General features: G+C 66.4%; 18 protein-coding genes and 1 tRNA gene. 14 read left to right on the top strand and 5 right to left on the bottom strand.

All coding sequences use genetic code 11. From position 1 onward, the window contains the following. Position 1: 1 nt before the first annotated feature. Entirely contained in the window at positions 2–811 is an 810-nt protein-coding gene (locus ACGFNJ_RS04755) for an RDD family protein (protein ID WP_393443330.1), read from the bottom strand. A gap of 43 nt (positions 812–854) precedes the next feature. Between ACGFNJ_RS04755 and ACGFNJ_RS04750 the strand changes: the two genes are divergently transcribed. After that, the gene (locus ACGFNJ_RS04750) at positions 855–1,871 is read left to right on the top strand and encodes a stage II sporulation protein M (RefSeq protein WP_393443328.1); all 1,017 of its coding nucleotides are present in this window, start codon (positions 855–857) and stop codon (positions 1,869–1,871) included. A gap of 1,348 nt (positions 1,872–3,219) precedes the next feature. On the opposite strand, the gene ACGFNJ_RS04745 is transcribed toward ACGFNJ_RS04750, so the two are convergent. Further along, entirely contained in the window at positions 3,220–4,614 is a 1,395-nt protein-coding gene (locus ACGFNJ_RS04745; RefSeq protein ID WP_393443776.1) for a hypothetical protein, read from the bottom strand. A gap of 137 nt (positions 4,615–4,751) precedes the next feature. Between ACGFNJ_RS04745 and ACGFNJ_RS04740 the strand changes: the two genes are divergently transcribed. Further along, complete coding sequence (locus ACGFNJ_RS04740; protein ID WP_393443326.1) at positions 4,752–5,390, top strand: class I SAM-dependent methyltransferase; 639 nt, start codon at positions 4,752–4,754, stop codon at positions 5,388–5,390. Between the two features lie 3 nt (positions 5,391–5,393). Here ACGFNJ_RS04740 and ACGFNJ_RS04735 read toward each other — a convergent pair whose 3' ends face one another. Next, positions 5,394–6,161, bottom strand: coding sequence for an SDR family NAD(P)-dependent oxidoreductase (locus tag ACGFNJ_RS04735; protein ID WP_393443324.1), 768 nt, complete (start codon positions 6,159–6,161; stop codon positions 5,394–5,396). A gap of 94 nt (positions 6,162–6,255) precedes the next feature. Here ACGFNJ_RS04735 and ACGFNJ_RS04730 point away from each other — a divergent pair, with 94 nt between their 5' ends. Further along, positions 6,256–7,446 (top strand): NADH:flavin oxidoreductase, encoded by a 1,191-nt coding sequence (locus ACGFNJ_RS04730; RefSeq protein WP_393443322.1) that lies wholly within the window; start codon positions 6,256–6,258, stop codon positions 7,444–7,446. A gap of 91 nt (positions 7,447–7,537) precedes the next feature. Here ACGFNJ_RS04730 and ACGFNJ_RS04725 read toward each other — a convergent pair whose 3' ends face one another. Then, complete coding sequence (locus ACGFNJ_RS04725) at positions 7,538–8,911, bottom strand: lipase family protein (protein WP_393443320.1); 1,374 nt, start codon at positions 8,909–8,911, stop codon at positions 7,538–7,540. 823 nt (positions 8,912–9,734) lie between these two features. Here ACGFNJ_RS04725 and ACGFNJ_RS04720 point away from each other — a divergent pair. The 4 genes from ACGFNJ_RS04720 (at position 9,735) to ACGFNJ_RS04705 (ending at position 13,005) form a co-directional block, all read left to right on the top strand. After that, positions 9,735–11,162, top strand: coding sequence for a lipase family protein (locus ACGFNJ_RS04720; RefSeq protein WP_393443318.1), 1,428 nt, complete (start codon positions 9,735–9,737; stop codon positions 11,160–11,162). Between the two features lie 162 nt (positions 11,163–11,324). Then, positions 11,325–11,561 (top strand): DUF6461 domain-containing protein, encoded by a 237-nt coding sequence (locus ACGFNJ_RS04715; RefSeq protein ID WP_393443316.1) that lies wholly within the window; start codon positions 11,325–11,327, stop codon positions 11,559–11,561. A gap of 9 nt (positions 11,562–11,570) precedes the next feature. Then, entirely contained in the window at positions 11,571–12,521 is a 951-nt protein-coding gene (locus ACGFNJ_RS04710) for a DUF6924 domain-containing protein (protein ID WP_393443314.1), read from the top strand. Positions 12,522–12,726: 205 nt separating this feature from the next. Beyond that, positions 12,727–13,005: a hypothetical protein gene (locus ACGFNJ_RS04705; protein WP_393443312.1), complete on the top strand. Its 279-nt coding sequence runs from the start codon at positions 12,727–12,729 to the stop codon at positions 13,003–13,005. 323 nt (positions 13,006–13,328) lie between these two features. Here the strand turns inward: ACGFNJ_RS04705 and ACGFNJ_RS04700 are convergent. Then, positions 13,329–13,411 (bottom strand) — tRNA-Leu (locus ACGFNJ_RS04700). A 226-nt stretch (positions 13,412–13,637) separates the two neighbouring features. On the opposite strand from ACGFNJ_RS04700, the gene ACGFNJ_RS04695 reads away from it, so the two are divergent. The 7 genes from ACGFNJ_RS04695 to pknB all read left to right on the top strand — a co-directional run bounded on the left by ACGFNJ_RS04695 (position 13,638) and on the right by pknB (position 23,634). Beyond that, a complete protein-coding gene (locus tag ACGFNJ_RS04695; protein WP_393443310.1) occupies positions 13,638–15,041 on the top strand; it encodes an FhaA domain-containing protein in 1,404 nt (467 codons plus the stop codon). A 205-nt stretch (positions 15,042–15,246) separates the two neighbouring features. Further along, entirely contained in the window at positions 15,247–15,714 is a 468-nt protein-coding gene (locus ACGFNJ_RS04690) for an FHA domain-containing protein (RefSeq protein WP_069165345.1), read from the top strand. After that, a complete protein-coding gene (locus ACGFNJ_RS04685) occupies positions 15,711–17,213 on the top strand; it encodes a PP2C family protein-serine/threonine phosphatase (RefSeq protein ID WP_393443307.1) in 1,503 nt (500 codons plus the stop codon). The genes ACGFNJ_RS04690 and ACGFNJ_RS04685 overlap by 4 nt, the downstream gene beginning before the upstream one ends. Further along, positions 17,213–18,703, top strand: a complete 1,491-nt coding sequence (locus ACGFNJ_RS04680) for an FtsW/RodA/SpoVE family cell cycle protein (RefSeq protein WP_393443305.1) — start codon at positions 17,213–17,215, stop codon at positions 18,701–18,703. The genes ACGFNJ_RS04685 and ACGFNJ_RS04680 overlap by 1 nt, the downstream gene beginning before the upstream one ends. After that, on the top strand, positions 18,700–20,163 hold the full coding sequence (locus ACGFNJ_RS04675) for a peptidoglycan D,D-transpeptidase FtsI family protein (RefSeq protein ID WP_393443303.1): 1,464 nt from the start codon (positions 18,700–18,702) through the stop codon (positions 20,161–20,163). The genes ACGFNJ_RS04680 and ACGFNJ_RS04675 overlap by 4 nt, the downstream gene beginning before the upstream one ends. A gap of 31 nt (positions 20,164–20,194) precedes the next feature. Beyond that, positions 20,195–21,745, top strand: a complete 1,551-nt coding sequence (locus ACGFNJ_RS04670) for a protein kinase (protein WP_393443301.1) — start codon at positions 20,195–20,197, stop codon at positions 21,743–21,745. Next, positions 21,742–23,634 carry a Stk1 family PASTA domain-containing Ser/Thr kinase gene (pknB, locus tag ACGFNJ_RS04665; protein ID WP_393443299.1) on the top strand — a complete coding sequence of 631 codons (1,893 nt, stop codon included), beginning with the start codon at positions 21,742–21,744 and terminating at the stop codon, positions 23,632–23,634. The genes ACGFNJ_RS04670 and pknB overlap by 4 nt, the downstream gene beginning before the upstream one ends. The last annotated feature ends 47 nt before the right edge of the window (positions 23,635–23,681 follow it).

Genomic DNA, 23,681 nt, shown 5'->3' with positions numbered 1-23,681 from the left:
GCTACCAACCCACCTGCGGCTGCAACGGCGCCATCGGCGCGACTGGAAAGACCGGGAACATCGGCGGCGGCAGCACCCGGCGTTGCCGCTCGGCGATGATCGCGCCGAGGATCTGCAACGGCGGATACCCCTGCGGCGGCGGCACCTGCAGCCGCGTGCACACCGCGACCACGAGCGCACTGCCGAGCTCGTGCTGCGTCGCCGGGGTGAGCGTGCGGAACCGGCTCAGGTACTGACGCACCGCGAGGGCAAGATCCTCCGGCAGCCCGGCCAGCTCCAACTGCGCCGACCATCCGGTGAGCCACGGCGGCGCGGTCGCGAGCAGCGGCGCGGGCAGCGCCCGCTGCGCGTGCACCACCACCGTGCCTGCCAGCACATCGCCGACGCGGCGCGCGTTCGGTGAGCACAGCGAGGTGACCACCGCGACGGCGCCGAACGCGCCGAGCATCCAGAAGTCGACGATCGCACCGGCCAGCCCGCGGGTGAGCGCATGCCGGAAGTCGACGGGCCCGCCGTCGGCGCGCACCACCCGCAGCCCGAGCATCAGCTTGCCCAATGTCCGGCCGCGCCACACGGTTTCGCACGTCACCGGATAGCCGACGAGCACGCCGACGACGGTGACCAGCACGGCCACCTGCAGCCATGCCGTGTCCGCGCCCGCGGGCAGCATCATCGCGACGAACAGGAACAGCAGCATGAAGGCAAGCGTGCCCTGCACCACCACGTCGATCAGGAACGCGGTGGCTCTGGTGGGGATCCGCGCGATCGGCAGCTCGAGAGCGACCGCTTCGCCGGTGGTGAATTCAGCCATGTGGATAGCATTCTTCCGACCGGCGGTAGTGGGAGGCAAGCCAATGGATGTTGACGCGTACAGCTATGCACACCGGAGGGCCTGGGATCGACTCGATTACCTGGCCTCCCGGCGCAAGCTCAGCGGCGAGGAGGCCGATGAGCTCGTCCTGCTGTATCGGCGCACGTCCCAGCAGCTGGCCAGGTTGCAGTCGCACAGCCCCGATCCGGAACTCATCGCAGGCTTGAGCGCGCTGCTTGCGCGGGCGCGTGGCCGGGTGCTCGGCAGCAAGTCCGATGCCTGGCAGGAGATCGGCAGGTTCTGGACGCACGCCTTCCCTGCCGCGCTGTATCGGTCGTGGCCGTGGTGGGTCAGCGTGGCTGCGGTGTTCCTGTTGGTGTCGGCCGGGCTTGCGGTCTGGGTGGCGGAGTTCGATTCGGCGCGGACGGTGCTCGGCATTCCGGCGGACACCAGCGACATCACCGGGCGCGGCGGCGCGTTCGAGTCCTATTACTCCGAGCATCCGCAGGGCGCGTTCGCCGCGCAGGTGTGGACGAACAACGCGTGGGTGACCGCGATCGCGCTGTTCACCGGCGTGCTGATCCTGCCTGCGGTGTATCTGCTGTTCATGAACGCGCTGAATCTCGGCGTCTCCGCGGGGTTGATGGCCGAGGCGGGACGGCTGGATTCGTTCTTCGGTTTCATCCTGCCGCACGGCACGCTGGAGCTGACCGCGGTGTTCGTCGCGGGTGGCGCCGGGCTGAAACTCGGTTGGACGCTGATAGATCCGGGTCGATTGAGCCGGGTGGAGGCGGTGGCGCGGCAGGGCAGGGCGACCGCGACGATCGCGCTCGGGTTGGTCGGGGTGCTGCTGGTGTGCGGCTGCATCGAGGGTTTCGTGACCCCGAGCGCCTTGCCCGCCCCGGTGCGGATCGCGATCGGGTTCACCGCGGAGGCGTTGTTCCTGGTCTATGTGTTCGGGGTGGGTCGCCGAGTGGTGTCGGAGCAAGCCGAACGGGCGCGGGGTGTGACGGGTGATGTGGCACCGGAGGGTTCGCAGACAACCTTGGGCATCCGCTGAGCGGAGTGCGTTCGGACAATCGACAGCAACGCCGAGTCACGGTTTGGTTTCGAACTCCCCCATTTGAGTTCCGCTGGCCGCAGCGAGTCGTGCTCAGCTGCGGCCAGCGTTGCCGTTGACTCTACACAATCGTTATGCCGATGCAACCCTCGTCGCTCGTGTCAAGCGTATAAAGCAGCGCTTCAGCAAACCCATGTGGGCGCATCATTTTTCACTCTCCCAGCTAACTTGTGGCTGCCGCCGCGGCGTCCGATTTGATCACTCCGCGAGTCGGCGATCGAAGGAATCCGCAGGTCCGCCTATATCCACTCCGGGATGTAACAAACATTCTCAAAGCGATTTGCTGCCATGCCAACGTAGATCACTCCATGGCACAGCAACGTAGGCCTCTACCTGCGCATTCATCTCTACAAAACGGGATAGCTGGATGATGGATGATCCAAAAGCGACCTGAGGTTTGTTTACGACGTAATTAACACGATGCAGACCTGTTAGGACCACCCGAAGACATGCATGTGTCATGTCAGAATCGGGAATAACCAGACACACAAAGGTGGCCCTCGCCGAGGTTTGCCAGGCGCCGTTCAGCACCTCGACCGCAACCCCGAGCAGAGGTGTGATCTTCGCCTCACTTGGCCTCGGGATGCGGCGAAAGCCGCGAAATCGACAGGGCGGCAACCTGTCCCCAACCTAGACACGCCGTTGCAACACGCCGGAGGGCAGCACGCATGCTCCGAAACCGCAGGCACAGCGGGTATCACGGAGCCTGCCGCGCCGCCGCCACATAGCCATCCAGGCCACCGGTGTTAACGTCCTCGACGCCCGTCCACAGGCTGGGGGTCACCAGTAGTCCACCGCTGTGCACAGCATCAGCACACCCTGTTGGCGCCGCTGCCGCCATCACTCGGTCGGATCGATGTCCACACCTGGGTACCGCGGAATCATCCACAAAGGCGACGGTGCATCAACAGGTTTCGCGAACCACCTCGCCTACCGACACAGCGCGCATCCACAGCCGTAAGCCAGGCCGTTCGGAGTCGATTGTGCCGCAATGCTCGAGGTCAGGCCGGCAACGCACAGATGAACGGCACTCGGCCATCCCGAAACAACACACAGCACCATCCACAGGTGAAATGCGCTGCTGCGCAGCCAAGCGCGCCGCACTATCGCGCCCACACGGCGCCGAATCACCGATGGCAGTGGCGCATCGCTCCTCGAGCAGCGCACAGATTTATCCACAAGCGCTCGCCTGTGCACAAACCGTGAACTCGATTGAGCGGCACGGGCATCCACCCGTCGCGCCGCGAGATGCCGACGACCGCACCCGGACTGGGAGTTCCCGCCGGTCTCAGCCGATGCGCAGGATTCCGGTGATCGTGCCCTGCAGCACCTGACCGCCATGGGTGATCAAGGGCGAGGTCTGCAGCGGGTCGGCGACGATGGTGCCCGGCAGCGAGTGGCTCGCGGTGACCACACCGGTCGCCGGATCGACCACGGTGAACGCATAACCGTCCACCGGAGTGGTGTTCGCGGGCCCGAGTCTGGTCACGGTGTAGAGCGCACCATCGGCGGTGGACAGGTGCGGAACCGCCGCGCTGCGCACCGTGTTCTCCCACACCGGATGGCAACCGGCGTCATCCACATTCACCCGGGTCATGCCGCCGAGGAACGGCGCGGTCGGCGGCACCGCAGGCCCAGCGTCTTCGGGCACGGCCGGATACGGATACCCGTAGGTGCTCGCGACGACGATCGACCGGCCGACGCCGATCGGCGAATTCTCGCTCCCAGCACCGCCGTTCGCCAGCACCGGCTGCGTGCACACCGATTGCCCGGTTCCCGAACGGAACACGAGCGCGTTGACCTGGCCGTCCGCGTTGTCGACGATGGTCAGGTAGTCGGCGCCGGTGCGCGGCCCGAAGTAGGTCGGTGTCGAGCCGGTGCCCCAGCTGAGCTGACCCGGCTTCCGCGCCGAGCCACGCGGGTAGGCCGCCCGCCAGAGCACCTCGGGCCGACTCGACGCATCGGCGCGCAACTCGTAGAGCGCATGGGTGGTGGCGACCGCGATCCGCCCGCTCGGCGCAGCCGAAATGCTGTTCGCCACTTGCTCTCCGGCGGGCAAGGCCACGGTGGCCGCTTGCCCGGACGGTCCGACCAGTCCGACAACGCCCTTGCCGGTCGCGAACCAGATGTTTCCCGACCAATCCGGCACCAGCCCGGTCACGTTGTCGCCCACCGGAATCGCCGCGGACAGATCGGCGACCTCCGTACTCACCAATCGCCACGCGCCCGCCGCGCCCCGCTCGTGCCCGACGCGAAGCAGCCGGTTGTTGCCGTCCACGACGACGAGCCGATCCTGATTGTCCAGGTAGGCGTACACGCCACCGAGCAAGCTGCCCTTGGCCAGCGGCAGTGCGGCCAGCGGATACCCGATCGGCGCCGAGTCCGCGGGATCGATCAGGTACACGACCGGCGCCTGGCCCACTATCGCCGTGCACAGCGCGACCACCAGATTGTCCGAGCCCTCCAGCAGGGTCGGGCACGCCGCGGCCAGCGGATACCCGGTGACCGACACGGCGCGCGCACCCGGCCCGGCGAGTGGCGTGGCGTCCGACGATCCGGCGTCCCCGTGCATCGTCGCGGTGCCGATCGGCCCGAGGTACGGGTTGGGCGGCGCCAGCGGCCCCCACTCCCCTGTCGCTCCGGCAGACCCGCCGATGCACAGCGCCGCCACACAGGCGGCCATGAGAATCAAAGGTGTACGCACAGCGTTCTTTCGGGTCGGCAACACAGCATCCGATCGAACCGAAACGAACGCTCACGGCACAGTATTCGAAACATTGATGATCCAAATCCCGGCGGCCCGGTGGCTACGATGACGCCATGAACGGTGTGCGCGCTCGCGTGTTCTCCACGCTGGCCGGTCAACTCGGCAATCCACACGGCGTGCTCGGCAAGGGGGTGGCCTTCCTCCTCAACCGCGGCAACAAGCGCGCCATCGAAGGAGCCGTGACGGCCACCGCGCTCACCGCGGGCGCGAGTGCCGCCGACATCGGATTCGGTGGCGGCGCGGGACTTTCGCTGCTGCTCGCGCAGGTCGGCGAGACCGGCGTCGTGCACGGCGTCGAGATCTCGCCGGACATGCTGGCTCGTGCCCGCGCCAAGCACGCCGCGGACATCGCGAACGATCGCTTGCGCCTGGCCGAGGGCTCGCTCACCGCCCTGCCGTTGCGCGACGACAGCCTCGACGCCGCGATCACCGTCAACACCGTGTATTTCGTGCCCGACCTCGACGCCGCCTGCGCCGAACTCGCCAGGGTGGTCCGGCCGGGCGGGCGCCTGGTGATCGGCATCGGCGACCCGGACACCATGGCGACCTTGCCGTTCACCGCCTACGGCTTCACCCTGCGCCCGGTCGCGGACGTGATCGCCGCGCTGGAGAAGGCCGGTTGCACGGTCGAGCACCAGCAACTGCCACAGCCACCGATCCCGCATCATCTGCTGGTTGCCACGCCCGGGTAACGGTCACATCAGCGCGCCGCCGTCGATCCGGATCTCCGTCCCGGTCATGTAGCGACCGTCCTCCGAGGCGACCATCGCGACCACGCCCGCGATGTCCTCCGGACTGCCGAGCGCACCGCCGTTGAGCCACCCGGTCATCCGGGAGAACAGCTTCGGGTCGAAGCCTTCCGGCTGTTGCAGAATCGATTTCGTGGTGATGCCGCTGGTGATGCCCGCGGGCACGATGTTCACCGCGCGCAACCCCTGCTTGGCGTATTCCAGCGCGATCGCGTGCGTGAAGGCGTTCACGCCGCCCTTGGACGCCGCGTAGGCCGCGAGATACGGCGCGGCGCTGAAGGCCGCGGTCGATGAAAGGTTCACCACCACACCGTGTCCGGTGTCGACCAACGCGGGCAGCGCGGCCTGGGTCACCAGGAAGGTGCCGGTGAGGTTGACCCCGATCACCTGATTCCAGGCCTCGAGCGGCATCTCGTGGGTGCGCGCCGGGCGCAGGATGCCCGCCGCGTTCACCAGCACGTCGAGTCCGCCGAGGAAGTCGAGCGCCGTCTCGAGCGCCGCGCGGACCGAAGCTGGGTCCGCGACGTTCACCGTGACCGTCCGCAGTCGGTCGGCGGCGTCACCCGCCTTTTCCGCAGTCGTCGCCAGGCCGGGCTCGTCGATGTCGGCGGCGACCAGCTGGGCGCCCTCGTCGAGCAGCCGGAGGGCGATGCCCTGCCCGATGCCGGAGCCTGCTCCCGTCACCACCACGCGGCGGCCGTCATATCTGCGCATGCCAAGAATTAGAACAGGTTCTCATTGTGCGCGCAGCCGGTTCCAGTACCTCATTCTCCGAACATCAAACTGAAACACGTTCTAGTCTGGGCAGATGCCGAACGACGCGTTTCAACCGGCCGCACTCGGGCCGATTCGGCTGCGCAACCGAATCATCAAAGCCGCCACGTTCGAGGGACGCACCCCGGACGCGCTGGTCACCGACGCACTCATCGACTTCCATCGCAAGGTCGCCGAGGGCGGCGCCGCGCTGACCACGGTCGCCTACTGCGCGGTCGCGCCCGAGGGCAGGACCGATCGGCACCAGATCTGGATGCGGCCCGAGGCCGTCCCCGGACTGCGCAGACTCACCGACGCGGTGCACGAGGCGGGCGGCGCGGTCTCCGCCCAGCTCGGCCACGCGGGCCCGGTGGCGAACGCGGCCTCCAATCGTGCGACCGCGCTCGCACCGAGCAGGCAGTTCAGTCCGCTCAGCCTGCGGATCACCCGGTCGGCAACCGGCGCCGACCTCCGAAGGATCGTCACCGCGCACGCGGAGGCGGCCCGGATCGCGGTCGAGGCCGGATTCGACACCGTGGAACTGCATTTCGGGCACAACTATCTGATCAGCTCGTTCCTCAGCCCGGCATTGAACACACGCACGGACGAATACGGCGGCACACTGGCGAACCGGGCCCGCCTGGCCAGGCAGACCGCGGACGCGGTGCGCACGGCGGTCGGCGACCGCATCGCGGTGCTCGCGAAGTTCAACATGGACGACGGGGTGCGCGGCGGCTTCGGCATCGACGAAAGCCTGTCCGTCGCACAGTGGCTCGCGCAGGACGGCGCGCTGGACGCGCTGGAACTCACCGTCGGCAGCTCGCTGCTCAACCCGATGTACCTGTTCCGCGGCGAGGTGCCGCTGCACGAGTTCGCCGCCCAGTTCCCGCCCCCGCAGCGCTGGGGTATTCGTTTGTTCGGGCGCCGATTCCTGCGCAGCTACCCGTATCACGAGGCCTACCTGCTCGATACCGCGCTGCGCTTCCGTGCCGAGCTCGCGCTGCCGCTGGTGCTGCTCGGTGGTATCGCCTCGCGGGCCGCGGTAGACACCGCGATGGCCAACGGGTTCGAATATGTGGCGATGGCCCGTGCGCTGTTGCACGAGCCGGGACTGGTCAACCGGATGCGCGCGGACGCGGCCGCCGAAACCCGGTGCACCCATTGCAATCGCTGCATGCCGACGATCTATCAGGGCACGCGCTGTGTATTGACAACACCGGTATCCGATTCGGCGGCAACGAGATAGCGCATGCACAGCGAGAAGGCCCGGTCCTGATGGACCGGGCCTTCTCTCGGACTTGGTCGGCATGGCGCCGACTGCCCTGATTACTTGTCGATCAGTAGCCGCGCTTGGCCTTGACCTCGGCGGTCAGCTTCGGGCCCGCGATATCGAGCCACTGCTGCATCTCGGGAGAACCTTCCTCGGAGATTGCCCCGACAGCCGCCGTATTACAGCCACCCGCCGGAACTCCGTTGAACCGGTCCTGCAGCCAGTTGAACGTCCCCGGCACAGAGAAGAAGGCCTGCGTGTAGGACTCACCGACGGTGATGTGGCGATACGTGATTTGCGCGTCGGGGTCCTTGCAATAGCCGTTCACCAATCGGTCGGTCGCATAGGCGGGCACGATCCAGTCACCGGCCGACTGGAAAATATACGTCGGCATGTCCGGAGTCGAATGCCCCAGACGAATCTTGTCGAAAATCTGCGACGGCAGCGGCTCACGCGTGAAGTCCGGCGTGTCGAACAGCCCCTTGATGTTCAGAGCGGGGAACAGCGAGACCGACCAGCCCTGGCATACGTTGCTGTGCACGGATCGCAGCCCCTGGCCGAGCGGGTTCATGTGCTGATCCATGTACGACTGAATTTCGGGGTACTCGCGGCCAACGCCGAGGATGCCGGTGAAAACCGTACCGGCCACAGCCCCGTTGTTCTGATAGTCGACCATGTCGCGCAGATCTGACAGGGTCGAGCCGGAGACAACGCCGGCGACTTTCAGGTCCGGCGCGTAGGACGCGCGTTGTTCGGCAGCGTGCATGGTCGGAATGGAGCCGCCCGAGTCACCCCACAGGGCGATCTTCGTGTCGCGACCGGGCAGGTTCATCGGCTTGAAGTCTTCTGTCGCACGGGCGGCATCGAGGGTGATCCGTCCCGACAGCGGGCCCGCAGCGAACGCGGACAGCAAGCCCTCGTGGTCCGGAATCGACACTGCCCAGCCCTTGGTGACCGCGTAAAGGGCAATGGGGAGCATGAAGTTCGGGCCGATCGTGCCCGCATAGTTCGGCGGAAGCGCCAGCACCTGAGTGGTGTAGGACGGCGCGCAGTGGGCCGCGACGGCGTCCTCCGGCACCTGGAAGGAGAACAGATTGGACGGGCTGCCACCGCGTGGCTTCATCACCGTCGTCACCGCGGCGATCGGCTCGTCCTTGCTGTTCGTCGAACGGAACGACAGCTGCCATGCATCGACATCCGGCTGAATAAGTGACTCGAACGCAGGGCGAACTTCGCGGGCGGCAATGATCTCACCCGGCTGCTTGTTGATAAACGCGTCCAGCGGCGGATTCAGAAAACGCTGATCCTCCGCAGGCATTGCCGGCGGGGTGAGTGCGGGCTGAATTGGCACATAGGCCGAGTTGCCACCATCGCAAGGGCACGCTGCGGCAAAGCCTGCTGCTGCCACTTGAAAAACCACCGCGACGCTTGCGGCGAACATCGTTGTTCGTCCATATCGACGATGCCGTGTTTGGGACATCTTCATACGCGATCCTTCGCAGTCGGAGATGCATGACATTCCTGAAACTCCACGAACAGCGCCTCATTCACAGACCGCGGCCGCGGCCGAAGTGGCGCGCAAGCGTTTGAGAAACGCTGGATTCGGGGATAAGTAGCGCGGCGAGCATAGCGCTAGACGAGAGCGACATTGCGCAACGAACCGGCAATTCCTGAGTTTTCGCTGAAAATCAGGCAAAAATCCCGAACGAATCACGGCATGTCTCGTGCCAGGAGTGTCCGGTATCTCGCTGTCCACCAGCGCAAGCGAGGTCTCCGGCGGCCAAGTATCAAGCCGCGCAAGGAGGATCCCGCCACACACGCCTGGACCTTCTGACGCGAGTCCGTGGGTAAGAGCAATAAGCGAGCACTTGGATCATCCGCAGCCATCGCCTTTTTCGCGGAGAGCGACCATCAATTCCTGCATCCGGGGCGGAGTTTCCGCCGGAGATATGACGGAGTATCGCGTGCGACACCAGTCGCGCAGGTCTGAGAACCGCACCAGTTCATCCGGTTTCGAACCGGCCGAGGGCGATGCAGGTGCGCACCCGTCCGTTTCGCGGTGTCCGTCCGATTCGCGCTACCCCACCATCGACAGTGCTACGTCCCGATGGTCGCAGCTTATGCAATGTGCACAACCTCTTGACGAAAAGTTTATGTTCCTGCAGGTGGATAGTAAGTGTCCCCGTGCTGTTTGCTTAGGTACTTAACAGCCGGACCTCTATGAAACATCGGGTGTTCGGTCAGCAAAGGAAGAGCACGGTTACATGAGCATCAGCGCAATACGGAAGCATCGGTCACCGATGGTGGCGGCCCTGGTTCTCACGGGCATCCTGACAGTCATTCAATCCGGAGCAGTCGCCACCGCCGCACCGCCGGAGCTTCCCGCACCACCCGTCCCTGTCCAACCCGCATTGCCGTTCCCGATTCCACCGGCCCCGCCGGAACTCGATCCGGCGTTCTACGCACCACCGGCCGATATCGTCGCCGCCAAGAAGCCGGGCGAGATCATCGCCGCCCGCGAAGTGCATTTGGCGTTCTACTCGGTCCTCCCGTTCAACATCGACGCCTGGCAGTTGTCCTATCGCTCCACCAACACCCGCGACGAACCGATCGCGGCGGTGACAACCGTGATGAAACCGCGCGGCGACAACAAGGGCGAGCCGAGAAACCTGCTCTCCTACCAGTTCCCGGAGGATTCCAACGCGAATTACTGTGCGGCGTCCTACGCGCTGCAGCAGGCCTCCGTGCCGGGCACCATTTCCGGACAATTCGACATCCCCTTCGAATTCGTCGCGCCGCTGACCGGTTTAGGCGCGGGCTGGGCCGTCGCGATGCCCGACCACGAGGGTCCGAATTCCGCGTTCGCCGCCGGCCCACTCGGGGCGAGGATCACCCTCGACGGCATCAGGGCGGTGGAAAACTTCGCACCGATGGGCTTGAACCGCGACACCAAAGTCGGCGTGGCAGGCTATTCCGGCGGCGCCATCACCACCGGCCACGTCGCCGAGATGAAGGCCTCCTACGCACCCGAGCTGAATGTCGTCGGCGTCGCCGAGGGCGGTAATCAACCCGATCTGCGCACCACGGTCAACACCGCGAGCAACAACCTCGGCTCAGCGCTGATCCTCAACGGTCTGTTCGGCGTCGCCAAGGAGTACCCCGAGCTCGCGGGGTACATCCAGCAGCACATGAACCCGCTCGGCAAAGCACTGATCCCCGTTGGCAACTCGCTGTGCCTCTATTCGGCAGGCATTTTTCCCTTCATGAACCTGCCCGGTCTCTTCGACGAGCCCGATCCGCTGCACCAACCGATTCCCAACCAGGTCTTCGACAAGATCCGGCTCGGCCACGCGGTACCGGACATGCCCATGTTCATCTACCAGTCCAACCCGGACGAGTTCGCACCGGTCGGCCCGGTGAACCAACTGGTCGACCAGTACTGCACCGACCCGAAGGCGCGGGTGCAGTACGTCCGCGACAACTTCAGCGAACACATCACCCTGGAGATCATCTCCATGCCCCGCGTCCTGGTCTGGTTACAGGACCGATTCAATGGCGTCCCAGTCGAATCCGGCTGCTCGATCCACGATGAAGGCTCCATGGCCTTGGACCCGGCCACCTGGCCGGTCTGGCTGCGCGGCGTGAGCAACCTCCTCGGGGGGATCCTCCAACAACCCATCGGCAGCCGCTGACCCCACGCCCCCACCCCGGAAGCCCGGTCCACCTGGACCGGGCTTCCGGCATCTCAGCTGCGGAATGATCGAAAAATTAGGCGGCTGAACTAACGGGCCACCCGCAGCTGTCGATGAGCCCAACGGTCCGAACAAGCGGACCGTTGGGTATGTAAGGCCGTGATGACAGCACAACCAGCCACCTCCGGCGGCCAGCCGCGACTACAGCGGCGCAGGGGACGATCGAATGCCGTTGCCGCCGACTACGACTGGATCCTCGGCGACGGCCTGTTCCATGCGTACTGCTCGACCCTCGTCCGTGGCGTCACGCCGCGAGAGTTCATGGACCGGATCGGTGCGCAGATCACCTTCGACGCACTACCGCCGTGGGCTCGTCGCAACCCGCCAGGCCACTTGTAGAGGAGCGTCATGTCCTATCCCGAACTCCCCGAACCGGAGCCCGGTGAAGTGCTCTTGGTGTGTACGTCCTACCACGACGGCACAGCACGATGGGGCGGTCTGCTGGACGAGATCGCGGGCCGCCGCGAAGGCGATGTGCTCGTCATCGGCAGCAGCGGGGTGCGGCTGCGCCCGATCGAGGACCACCGATGGAACAACCTGCACGGCGGGAACTTCCCTGCGCTCGTCCCCGACAACAGCCCAGTGCCACCTGTCCTCGTCTTGTCCGACATTCCGGCGATATACGGCGGCGACGGACCGTTGCTGGTGGACCTGGCGGTGATACCCGGCCGCGGCGTCCGGGTCCCCTCGGCCCGGCTCGGCGAGATCCTGACCGACCTGATCGCCGGTGTCCTCACCTTCGACCATCTGGTCCAAGACATGGACGTGGACGGCATGTACCAGGGCGACCGCGGCAGACCAGCCTTCCCCGCCCTGCCGACGACCCCACCCCGCCGCCCCTTCCCCCCACTCCCCGAAACCGACAACGTCCTGCTGGTGCGCACCTTCTTCGGCACCGACGCAGGCTGGCGCGCCCTACTCGACAAGCTGGGCGGACTGGACGAAAACGGCTGGATCGGCGCAAACCCCGACCTGGACAAGATCGACATGGAGCACTACCCGCTGACCGCCCTCACCATCGACCACCGAGCCTTCAAAGGCCTACTCCCAGGCCACGTCCCAGCACTGGTCCCACCGACATCCCACACCCCCATGGTCGTACTGGCCGACGCCAGAACCTTCGCCATCCCCGGCCGCCCCCTAACCGTCGTAGACCTCTACGACACCCCAGGCCAGCACACCGTCCTCCCCTACCGCGAAGTCGGCTCCATGGCCTGCAACCTAGAAATCAGAAACACAGACTTCCGCGACTACATCCCCATCGAACCCACAAAGCCCCCACGAAAGGCCTACCACTAGCCCCGCCCACCACCCCGGACCGAAATCACGGGGTCAGGGGCCCGGCACCGCTGGTATCACACTCGATACCCCAGCGCTGTCGAACAAATGCCCGACACGGCTGATCATGCCCGAGGCCCAGAATCGAGGAACCAATTATCCCTCGAAGACTGCCCACTGGTGCCCCTCACCAGTGACAACACGCTATTACCTTCTGGAGCTCACGATGAACAATCAGTTCTTGGTTGTTTGCTGCCTCGTCATCCTTACCTACTGGATCGTCGGCCTGTTCGTCGCCAACCGAAACTTCGAGAAGCGACACGGCCTCCGGCTACGGATGTTCATGAACGCCAACCCTTTCGACATCGCGATCTCCATCATGCCGCGAGCAGCAATATGGCCACTGCTCCTGCTCATCCCAAAGCTGGCCAACCCCCAGATGTGCCAGCACCGTCGCCACATCGAAGGCCGGAAACGCGGCCTCCGCTACGTCGACGACATCTGAGCCCCCGACACTGTCCAGACCCCGAACAACGACCGCACCGTCAGCCAGACCGCGTTGGTCCGCCTAGGCATCAAGGCTCACCACCACATGCCAAAGTTGCAGCGGCCCACCGCTGGGCAGCACACGACGGCAACCCACGCGAAGCCCGCTAAACAGGCAAGCGAGACAAAGGAAGCACCACACCACCTGGCAGACAACCAAATTGGGGGGTTCGGGGGGCGAAGCCCCGCCGAGCGGGGCGCGGGGGCTGCGCCCCCGCAAAACACGACGAAATGAGACAAGGCCCCCGCCCAACGGGGGCAGGGGCCATGCATCGAATGAAGTGGGCGAAGGGGGACTTGAACCCCCACGTCCCGAAGGACACTGGCACCTGAAGCCAGCGCGTCTGCCATTCCGCCACTCGCCCGAGCGACTCGGAGACAGTATCACGCACTTCCTGCTGACACGAAATCGCCTTGTGGGCGCGCGACGCGGGGGCTGGACAGGCCGGGGAACCTGGGGTTCTGTCCAAGAGTTACAGGTGTGGACGATCGTGGATATCATGCAATGAACGTGCTCGATACGCGACACGCCATATTCGCGCGTCGTTGTTACGGATCCGAAGAAGAGACGCTCACCGAAGGGAGGCCGACATGGGCATCGTTTCTCGGTTCGAGCGTCGCCTTCAGGGCGCCGTCGGTGATGTGTTCGCCAGGGTGTTCGGCGGCAATGTCGTGCCGCAGGAGGTGGAGGCGGCGCTGCAGCAGGAGGCCGCCGATCATGTCCAGGAGCTCGGCAGCGGACATCTGTTGGCGCCCAACAGTTATGTGATCACTATCAATTCTTCCGATCATCAGCAGTTGGACGCAGATCACGACCTCACCACCCGCGCGTTCGCCAAACACCTCCAGGATTACATCCGTGAGCAAGGCTGGCAGACCTACGGCGAAGTACACGTGGCGTTCGAGGCATCACCTACGCTGCACACCGGACAGTTCAGGGCAAGCGGCCGGGTCGACCCGGACATCGGTCGCCGGGCGAAATCTGCTCAAAGCCCCGAACCCCCGCCACAACGACCTGAAAACCCGCAACCAGGAGCTGGCCCCATGACGCAGAACTCAGGCTACGACCCGAGCCGTGAGCCCGCGGAGTCCGATCCACGCAACCGCGGGTACGCCCCACCGCCTGCCGGTCGTCCGCAGAACGGCGCGTACCGCGAGGACTACGGTCGTGGCGCGGCGCCGTACGGTGCCGACTATCAGGCGCCGGACGCGCAGCAGCAGGGGTACGGCGACTACCAGAACGGCTACGACTACCAGCAGGGTGGTCAGGCCTACGGTCAGCCTGGCTACCAGGAGCCGGGGTACGGGCAGCAGCAGGGCTATGCCGATCGCGGCTACGGCCAGCCTGGCTACCAGGAGCCCGGGTACGGTCAGCCTGGCTATCAGGAGCCTGCCGCGTACGGCCAGCCCGGCTATCAGGAGCCTGGCTACGGCCAGCAGCAGGGTTACGGCCAGCAAGGCTATGGCGACCAGGCGTACGCCGATCCGGCTTACGGCCAGCAAGGCCAGGGCTACGGCCAGCCGGGCTATGGCCAGCAGGGCTATGCCGAACCTGCCTACGGCGACCCGACTTACGCGGATCCGGCTGGCTACGCCCCCGATCAGCAGGGCGAATACGGCCAGGCTTACTCGCAGCAGCCCGGCTATGGCGCGCAGCCCGGTTACGGTGCCGCGCCTGCGTACGGCGCTGCCCCGCAAGCGGGTTCGGGCTATTCGGCGACCCTTCAGCTCGATGACGGCAGCGGGCGCACCTACCAGCTGCGCGAGGGCAGCAACATCATCGGCCGCGGCCAGGACGCGCATTTCCGGCTGCCGGATACCGGTGTCTCGCGCAGGCACATCGAGGTCCGCTGGGACGGGCAGACCGCGATGCTTTCGGACCTGGGCTCCACCAACGGGACGCTCGTCAACGGCTCACCTGTGCAAGACTGGCAGCTCGCCGACGGGGATGTGATCCGCGCCGGGCACTCCGAGATCCTGATCCGTATCGTCTGATCCCGTAAGCTCGCGATGCAGGTCACGACATGGCCATCAGGGATTCGTCGGTCGTATCGTGATCGAAATCGACCGACGGCCCTATGATGCTGCCAACACACGCACGGCACCGGACACCGGGGTCGGCAAGACCAGCATGCTGGTGGGGGTGGTCGAACCGCACCTACGGCACCGACATACACGGTCGAACAGGAGGTGGAGCGCCGTGCAGGGACTGATCCTGCAACTGACCCGTGCGGGGTTCCTACTGCTGTTGTGGTTGTTCGTGTGGGCGGTGCTGCGCACCTTGCGCAGCGACATCTACGCGGCATCCGGCATTCGGATACAGCCCAGGGCCGCACGCGGTTCCGCGGTGCTGCCCTCCTTCAGCCGGGGCCAGAAGGGCGCCAAATTTCTTGTGGTGACTCAAGGTTCACTCGCCGGCACCCGCATCACGCTCGGCACCCAACCGGTGCTGATCGGACGTGCGGACGACTCCACGCTGGTGCTCACCGATGACTACGCCTCGACCAGACATGCGCGACTGTCTCCCCGTGGCGATGATTGGTACGTCGAAGATCTCGGCTCGACGAACGGCACCTATCTCGATCGCGCGAAAGTCACCACTGCCGTGCGGGTTCCGCTCGGCACTCCTGTCCGTGTCGGCAAAACAGTGATCGAGCTGCGATCGTGACACTCGTTCTCCGCTACGCAGCACGTAGCGACCGCGGTCTTGTCCGTGGCAACAACGAAGACTCCGTCTATGCGGGCGCGCGACTGCTCGCGCTGGCCGACGGGATGGGCGGCCATGCCGCGGGCGAGGTGGCGTCGCAGCTGATGATCGCCGCGCTCGCGCACCTGGACGATGACGAGCCGGGCGACGATCTGCTCGGCAAGCTCGATGCCGCGACCCGTGAGGGCAATGCCGCGATCGCCGACCAGGTCGAGGAGGAGCCCGAGCTGGACGGCATGGGCACCACGCTCACCGCGGTCCTGTTCGCAGGCAAGAAACTCGGCCTCGTGCATATCGGTGACTCCCGCGCCTACATGCTGCGCGGCGGCGAGCTCGCCCAGATCACCAGGGACGACACCTTCGTCCAATCCTTGGTGGATGAGGGCAGGATCACACCCGAGCAGGCGCACACCCACCCGCAGCGCTCGCTGATCATGCGCGCGCTCACCGGCAACGAGATCGAGCCGACGCTGATCATGCGTGAGGCGCGGGCCGGGGATCGCTATCTGCTGTGCTCGGACGGCCTCTCGGATGTGGTGAGCGATGAGACCATCGCGAACACCATGCGCGAGGGCAGCACCGACGAGTGCGCCGACCGGCTGATCGAGCTCGCGTTACGCAGCGGCGGACCGGACAACGTCACGGTCGTCGTCGCCGATGTCATCGACCTCGACTACGGCCAGAGCCATCCGATCGTCGCGGGCGCCGCGTCCGGCGTCGACGAGGACACTCCGCCGCCGAACACCGCGGCTGGCCGCGCCGCCGCGATGCGCCCGCCGCGTGCCGCACCGCGTCGCGCCGCCGCCACCCCCGAGCCGGAAGCCAAGGGCAAGTCGCACAAGCTGCGCTGGGTAGTCCTCGCGGTCGCGCTGGTGCTCGCCGTCGGCGTCGGTCTGCTGGTCGGCTACAAGATGATTCGCAGCAACTACTACGTCGGCGCCGACAACGGCTCCGTTGTGGTGCTGCGCGGCCTACCCGGTGCGGTGCTCGGCTACTCGATCCACGATGTGAACCTCGTCGGCTGTGTCACCAAGACCGGCGAGCTCTCGCTGATCGATCCCGGCACCGGCCTGCCGTCGTCCTGCCGCGAACTCAAGGTGACCGATCTCAAGCAGACCGGCCGCGAACAGGTCGGCAAGGGTTTGCCGCCGGGCTCGTTGGATCGGGCCAAGGAGCAGATGCGCTCCATCGCGCAGGGCGAGCTGCTGCCGCCGTGCCCGGCGAAGGCTTCGGTGCCGCAGCCGGGTGTCGTGCCGACGCCCGAGCCTGCGCCGACCCCGAGCACGGCTACTCCGCCGACCGGTGACCCGGTGCCACCGTCGGCGTCGCCGACGCCGGGTGGCGTCGACACCCGTGGCACCGAGATCAAGCCACCGACCAAGTCGGAGGCACCGGTTCCGCCGCCGACCACGTCGTCGAACCCCCAGATCGCGGGGGAGAACTGCCGGGTGACGGACTGATGTCCGCACCGGCACCGCCTGCCGCTGGGGCTTTTCCCAGTCCCCCCGGCGGCTTCGCTCCGGCGCCGCCGCCGAGCACCAGACGCAATGTCGAGCTGTTGCTTCTTGCCGGTGCGGCGGTGATCACGACTGCCTCCTTGTTTCTGGTCGAGGCCAGTCAGGAGCAGTCGGTCACCTGGGATATCGCCAAGTACGGCTTGGCTTTTCTCGGGTTGTTCGGGGTGGCTCATCTCGCGGTGCGTCGTTTCGCGCCGTTCGCCGATCCGCTGCTGTTGCCGATTGTCGCGCTGCTCAACGGACTCGGGCTGGTGCTGATCCACCGGCTCGATCTGGCCGACGAGCAGACCGCGGCCTACAACTCGTGGCCGATGCCCTCGCCCGACGCGAACCAGCAGATCCTGTGGACCGGCCTCGGCATGGTGGTGTTCATCGTGCTGCTCATCGCGTTGCGCGACTATCGGACGCTGGCCCGCTACAGCTACACCCTCGGCTTGGTCGGCCTGGTCGCGCTGGCCACGCCTGCGCTGCTGCCGAGCCGGTTCTCCGAGATCAACGGCTCCAAGAACTGGATCAAGATCACCGGATTCAGCATCCAGCCCGCCGAATTCGCGAAGATCCTGCTGATCATCTTCTTCGCCTCGGTGCTGGTGGCCAAGCGTGACCTGTTCACCGCCGCCGGTCGCCACTTCCTCGGCATGGAGTTCCCGCGCGGCCGCGACCTCGGCCCCATCGTGGTGGTCTGGATCGTCTGTGTCGGCGTGCTCGTCTTCGAGAAGGACCTCGGCACCTCGCTGCTGATCTTCAGCACGGTGCTGGTGATGCTGTACATCGCGACCGAGCGGGTCGGCTGGCTCATCATCGGCGGCGCGCTGCTCACCCTCGGATTCTTCTTCGCCTACCAGACTTTCGGCCACGTCAAAGTGCGCACCGAGACCTGGCTGCATCCGTTCGACGACTACAACAACACCGGCTACCAGATCTCCCAGTCGCTGTTCGGGCTCGCCACCGGCGGGCTGGCAGGCACCGGCCTCGGCAGCGGCAGGCCCAACCAGGTTCCCTTCGCCAAGACCGACTTCATCATCACCTCGATCGGTGAGGAGCTCGGCCTGATCGGGCTCACCGCCGTGCTCGTGCTGTTCCTGGTGCTCATCGTGCGCGGCCTGCGCACCGCGCTCGCCGTGCGCGACAGCTTCGGCAAGCTGCTGGCGGCCGGGCTGGCCTTCACCCTCGCGATCCAGCTGTTCGTTGTCGTCGGCGGCGTCACCAAACTGATTCCGCTCACGGGTCTCACCACGCCTTTCATGTCCTACGGCGGCTCGTCGCTGCTGGCCAACTACGCGCTGCTCGGGCTCCTGATCAAGGTCTCCGACGCGGCCCGCGCGCCTGCGCCCGCCCGCAAGAATGTCCCCGCCGCCCCCATCGCCGACGCGACGACCGAGCTGCTGCGCAAGCCCGAGGCCGGTCGAGCGGAAAAGGGGCCTGCGACATGAACACTCCGCTACGCCGCGTCGCCATGGCCGTGATGCTGATGATCGTCGCGTTGCTGCTCAACGCCACCTACGTCCAGGTGATCAAGGCCGACGACTATCGCTCCGATCCGCGCAACTCCCGGGTGCTGCTCGACGAATACTCGCGCCAGCGCGGTCAGATCTCCGCGGGCGGCACGGTGCTCGCCTCCTCGGTCGCCACCGAGGACCGGTACAAGTACCTGCGCACCTACCCGAGCAGCCCCGAGGCCTACGCGCCCGCCACCGGCTTCTACTCGATGCAGTACGGCAGCACCGGACTCGAACGCGCCGAGGACTCGGTGCTCAACGGCTCCGACAGCCACCTGTTCGGGTCGCGCCTGGTCGACATGGTGTCGGGCCGCGACCCGCGCGGCGGCAACGTCATCACCACCCTGGACCCGGCCATGCAGCAGGTCGCCTACGACCAGCTGACCAGCAAGGGTTACACCGGATCGGTGGTCGCGATCGAGCCGAGCACCGGCAAGATCCTCACGATGGTGTCCACGCCGAGCTACGACCCGAACAAGTTGTCCGGCCACGACGGCGCGAGCGGCACCAAGGCGTGGGAGGAGCTGAGCGCGGACGAACGCCAGCCGATGCTCAATCGCGCTGTCTCGCAGACCTATCCACCCGGCTCCACCTTCAAGGTGATCACCACCGCCGCTGCGTTGTCGAACAACGTCGCGACGCCGGAGGACCAGTTCACCGCGGCGCCGAACGTCACGCTGCCCGGCACGAACACCACCCTGGAGAACTACAACGGCCAGAACTGCGGCGCAGGCCCGACCGCCTCGCTGTACGACGCGTTCCGGCTGTCCTGCAACACCGCGTTCGCCGAACTCGGTGTCAAGGTGGGCGCCGCGAATCTCAAGTACCAGGCACAGGCCTTCGGCATCGGCGAGAAGCGCGGCATCCCGATCCCAGTCGCCGAGAGCACGGTCGGCACCATGTCCGACAACGCCGCGGTGGCGCAGAGCAGCATCGGCCAGCGTGACGTTGCGCTGACCCCGTTGGACAACGCGGTGATCGCGGCGACCGTCGCCAACGGCGGCGTCCGGATGGAGCCCTATCTGGTCGACCAACTGCAGGGGCCCGACCTCAGTGAACTCTCCAAGACCAAACCGGTCTCGGTCGGCCAAGCCGTCACCGTCCAGGTAGCGTCATCGCTGACAAATTTGATGATCGCGTCGGAGAACAACACCCTCGGAGGTGGCAAGTCCCGCTATCAGATCGCGTCCAAGACCGGCACCGCCGAGCATGGCAGCGATCCACGCAAAACCCCACCGCACGCCTGGTACATCGCCTTTGCGCCCGCTCAGAATCCGAAGATCGCCATCGCGGTGGTCGTGGAGAACGGCGGGGACCGGCTGAACGCCACCGGCGGCGCGGTGGCAGCGCCGGTGGCGCGTGCGGTGTTGGACGCCGGTCTGCGAGGGGGCTGAACGATATGGATGTGCGAGTGAGGGTACGGGGATGCTGAACAACGGTGCGATGATCGCCGACCGCTACCGCCTGCAACGCCTGATCGCCACCGGCGGCATGGGCCAGGTCTGGGAGGCGCTGGACACTCGGCTCGATCGCCGGGTGGCGGTCAAGGTGCTCAAGGCGGAGTTCTCCGCCGACCCGACGTTCCGGCATCGGTTCCGCACCGAGGCCAAGACCACCGCCCAGCTGAACCACCCCGGCATCGCCGGGATCTACGACTACGGCGAGACCACCGACCCGCAAGGCAGTGAAACCGCCTACCTGGTCATGGAACTGGTCCAGGGTGAGCCGCTGAACACGGTGTTGAACCGGCTCGGCAGGCTCTCGGTCGGGCAGGGCCTCGACCTGCTCGAACAGACCGGGCGCGCACTCGATGTGGCGCACCGAGCCGGCGTGGTGCATCGCGACGTCAAGCCGGGCAACATCCTGGTGACGCCGACCGGACAGGTGAAGATCACCGACTTCGGCATCGCCAAGGCCGTGGACGCCTCGCCGGTGACCAAGACCGGCATGGTGATGGGCACCGCCCAGTACATCGCGCCCGAGCAGGCGGTCGGCGAGGACGCCACCGCCGCGAGCGACGTGTACTCGCTCGGCGTGGTCGGCTACGAGGCGCTCGCCGGGACCAGGCCGTTCAGCGGCGACGGTGCGATCACCGTCGCGATGAAGCATGTGCGCGAGACGCCGCCGCCGATGCCGGGCGATCTGCCCGCGAATGTGCGCGAGCTGATCGAGGTCACCATGGGCAAGGACCCGGCGGGGCGGTATTCGCGCGGCGGCGAGTTCGCCGATGCCGTCGCCGCGGTGCGTGCCGGCCGTAGGCCGCCGCCGCCGAGCGGAGCCAATGCCGCGGTGCCGATGACCGGCGCCACCCGAGTGCTTCCGCCGGGGCCGACGGTCGTCATCCCGTCCACCCCTACCGATTTCGACGGCGCGACGGTCCGCTACAACACCCCGGCCGGGCAGGCCGTCGGCACCGCGGGCCATCCCGTCGCGGGCGCGGCGCCCGCGACGATGCTGAATTCCGGCACCGGCGGCAACCAGCTGCCGCCAGGTGACGGCAAGCGGTTCACCAGCGCGCAGAAGTGGACGGCCGCAGGCGTCGCCGCAGGCGTGCTGCTCGTCGCGACCGTCGGGTACTTGTTATTCGGCGGCAACACCAATCCGAACAAGTCGACGCCACCGCCGACGACATCGACGACGGTGCCGAAACCGCCGCCGCCTCCGGTGACGACCACGACGACCGCGAAACCGCTTCCGCCGCCGCCTGCGCCGACTACGGTCGAACGAACCACCATCCCGGAGCCGACGACAACCACGCCTGAACCGACCACCACCACGCCGGAACCGACGACGACAACGCCGGAACCGACTACAGCCACGTCCACACCGACCAAGACAAAACCGACAACAACGACACCGAGCACCCGGTCCAAGCCCATAGTTCCTACAGTGGACAAGCCCTTTCCTGGGCTCAACGGTGCCCGAGCCCCTGAGTCTTCCCGCGAGCCCGACTCTTCTTCGCAAGGACAACAATGACGACCCCGAAGAATCTCTCCTCCCGCTACGAGCTGGGCGAGATCATCGGGTTCGGTGGGATGTCGGAGGTGCACAAAGCGCGCGACCTCCGGCTCAGCCGAGACGTGGCGATCAAGGTGCTGCGTGCCGACCTGGCCCGTGACCCCACCTTCTACCTGCGGTTCAAGCGCGAGGCACAGAACGCCGCCGCGCTGAACCATCCGGCCATCGTCGCGGTCTACGACACCGGCGAGGCCAAGGTCGACGACGGGCCACTGCCGTACATCGTGATGGAGTATGTCGACGGCGACACCCTGCGCGATATCGTGCGCGGCCAGGGTCCGCTGCCGCCGCGGCGCGCCATGGAAGTCATCGCGGATGTCTGTGCCGCACTGGATTTCAGCCACAAGGCCGGGATCGTGCACCGCGACATGAAGCCGGCCAACATCATGATCAACCGGGCAGGCGCGGTGAAGGTGATGGACTTCGGCATCGCCCGTGCGATCGCCGACAGCTCCAACCCGATGACGCAGACGGCCGCGGTCATCGGTACCGCGCAATACCTTTCGCCGGAACAGGCACGCGGCGAGACCGTCGACGCCCGCTCCGACGTCTACTCGGTCGGCTGCGTGCTGTTCGAAATCCTCACCGGTGAGCCGCCTTTCACCGGTGACTCACCGGTCGCGGTGGCCTACCAGCATGTGCGGGAGGATCCGCGGCTGCCCTCGCACGTGCATCCCGGGGTACCGCGCGAGCTCGACTCGGTGATCCTCAAGGCGATGAGCAAGAACCCGGCCAACCGGTACCAGAGCGCGGCCGAGATGCGGGCCGACCTGATCCGGGTGCTCGGCGGGCAGAAGCCCATCGCCCCGATGGTGATGACCGACGAGGACCGCACCACCATCCTCGGCTCGAACGAGCCTGCACCGCGCAGCTACCGCACCGTCGATCGCAACGACGACACCTCCGAACAGGCCATGGTGGCACCCGCGGGCCCACGGCGCACGCTCTACATCGCCGTCGCCGCGGCCGCCGCCGTCGCGGTGGCCTTCGCCCTGTTCTGGGTGTTCGGCCCGGGCAGCAAGGCGGATCAGATCGCGGTGCCCGACCTGTCCGGCAAACCCGCGCAGCAGGCGACCGAACAGCTGCAGAACCTCGGCTTCAAGGTCGCCATCCAGCAGAAGCCGGACAACAAGATTCAGACCGGCTACGTCATCGCCACCTCGCCGCTCGGCGGCTCGCGGGCCGAGAAGAAGGACACCATCACCATGATGGTGTCCACCGGGCCGACGCAGGTGCCGGTGCCGAAGCTGATCGCGTTGACCCAGGACGAAGCCACCCAGCAGCTCGCGGGAATCGGGCTGCGGGTGAATCCGACGGTAGAGCGCAAGCCGTCGCTCGCGACCGACAAGGACAAGGTCACCGAGCAGAATCCGCCGCCGGGTTCCAAGGTCGACATCGACTCGGAGGTCATCCTGACGATCGGTTCAGGTCCGGAGCCGGTCCGCGTTCCCTACGTCGTCGGGCAGTCCGTCGATGTCGCATCGGCCAACATCGAGGGCAACGGCTTCAAAGTCGTTGTCCAGGAAGTCCCGTCGTCCAAGCCCAAGGGCGAGGTGCTGTCCACCACGCCTGCCGGTGGCAACAATGCGGAGAAGGGCTCGACGGTCACCGTGCAGGTGTCCAACGACCAGATCAAGATGCCGTCGCTGGTCGGTCTCACGGTCTCGCAGGCCGTGGACAAGCTGCGCGCGGAAGGCTGGACCGGCACGGTGAGCCAGATCAACCAGTCCAGTCAGGGCACCCTCGATCCCGGCGCCGTTGGCCGGGTGCTGAGCCAGCAGCCGTCGTCCGGATCGGCGGTGGCGCGCAACGGCACCGTGTCGATCACCGTCGGGGTATTCGGCTGATCGGTCGAAACAGCAAGCAGCGCGGACAAAGTCGAAGTCCGCGCTGC

It is taken from the genome of Nocardia sp. NPDC049149, assembly GCF_043197455.1.
Taxonomy (GTDB): domain Bacteria; phylum Actinomycetota; class Actinomycetes; order Mycobacteriales; family Mycobacteriaceae; genus Nocardia.
Note: the sequence above shows the minus strand (reverse complement) of the source record. Positions and strands in the feature narration are given on the sequence as shown.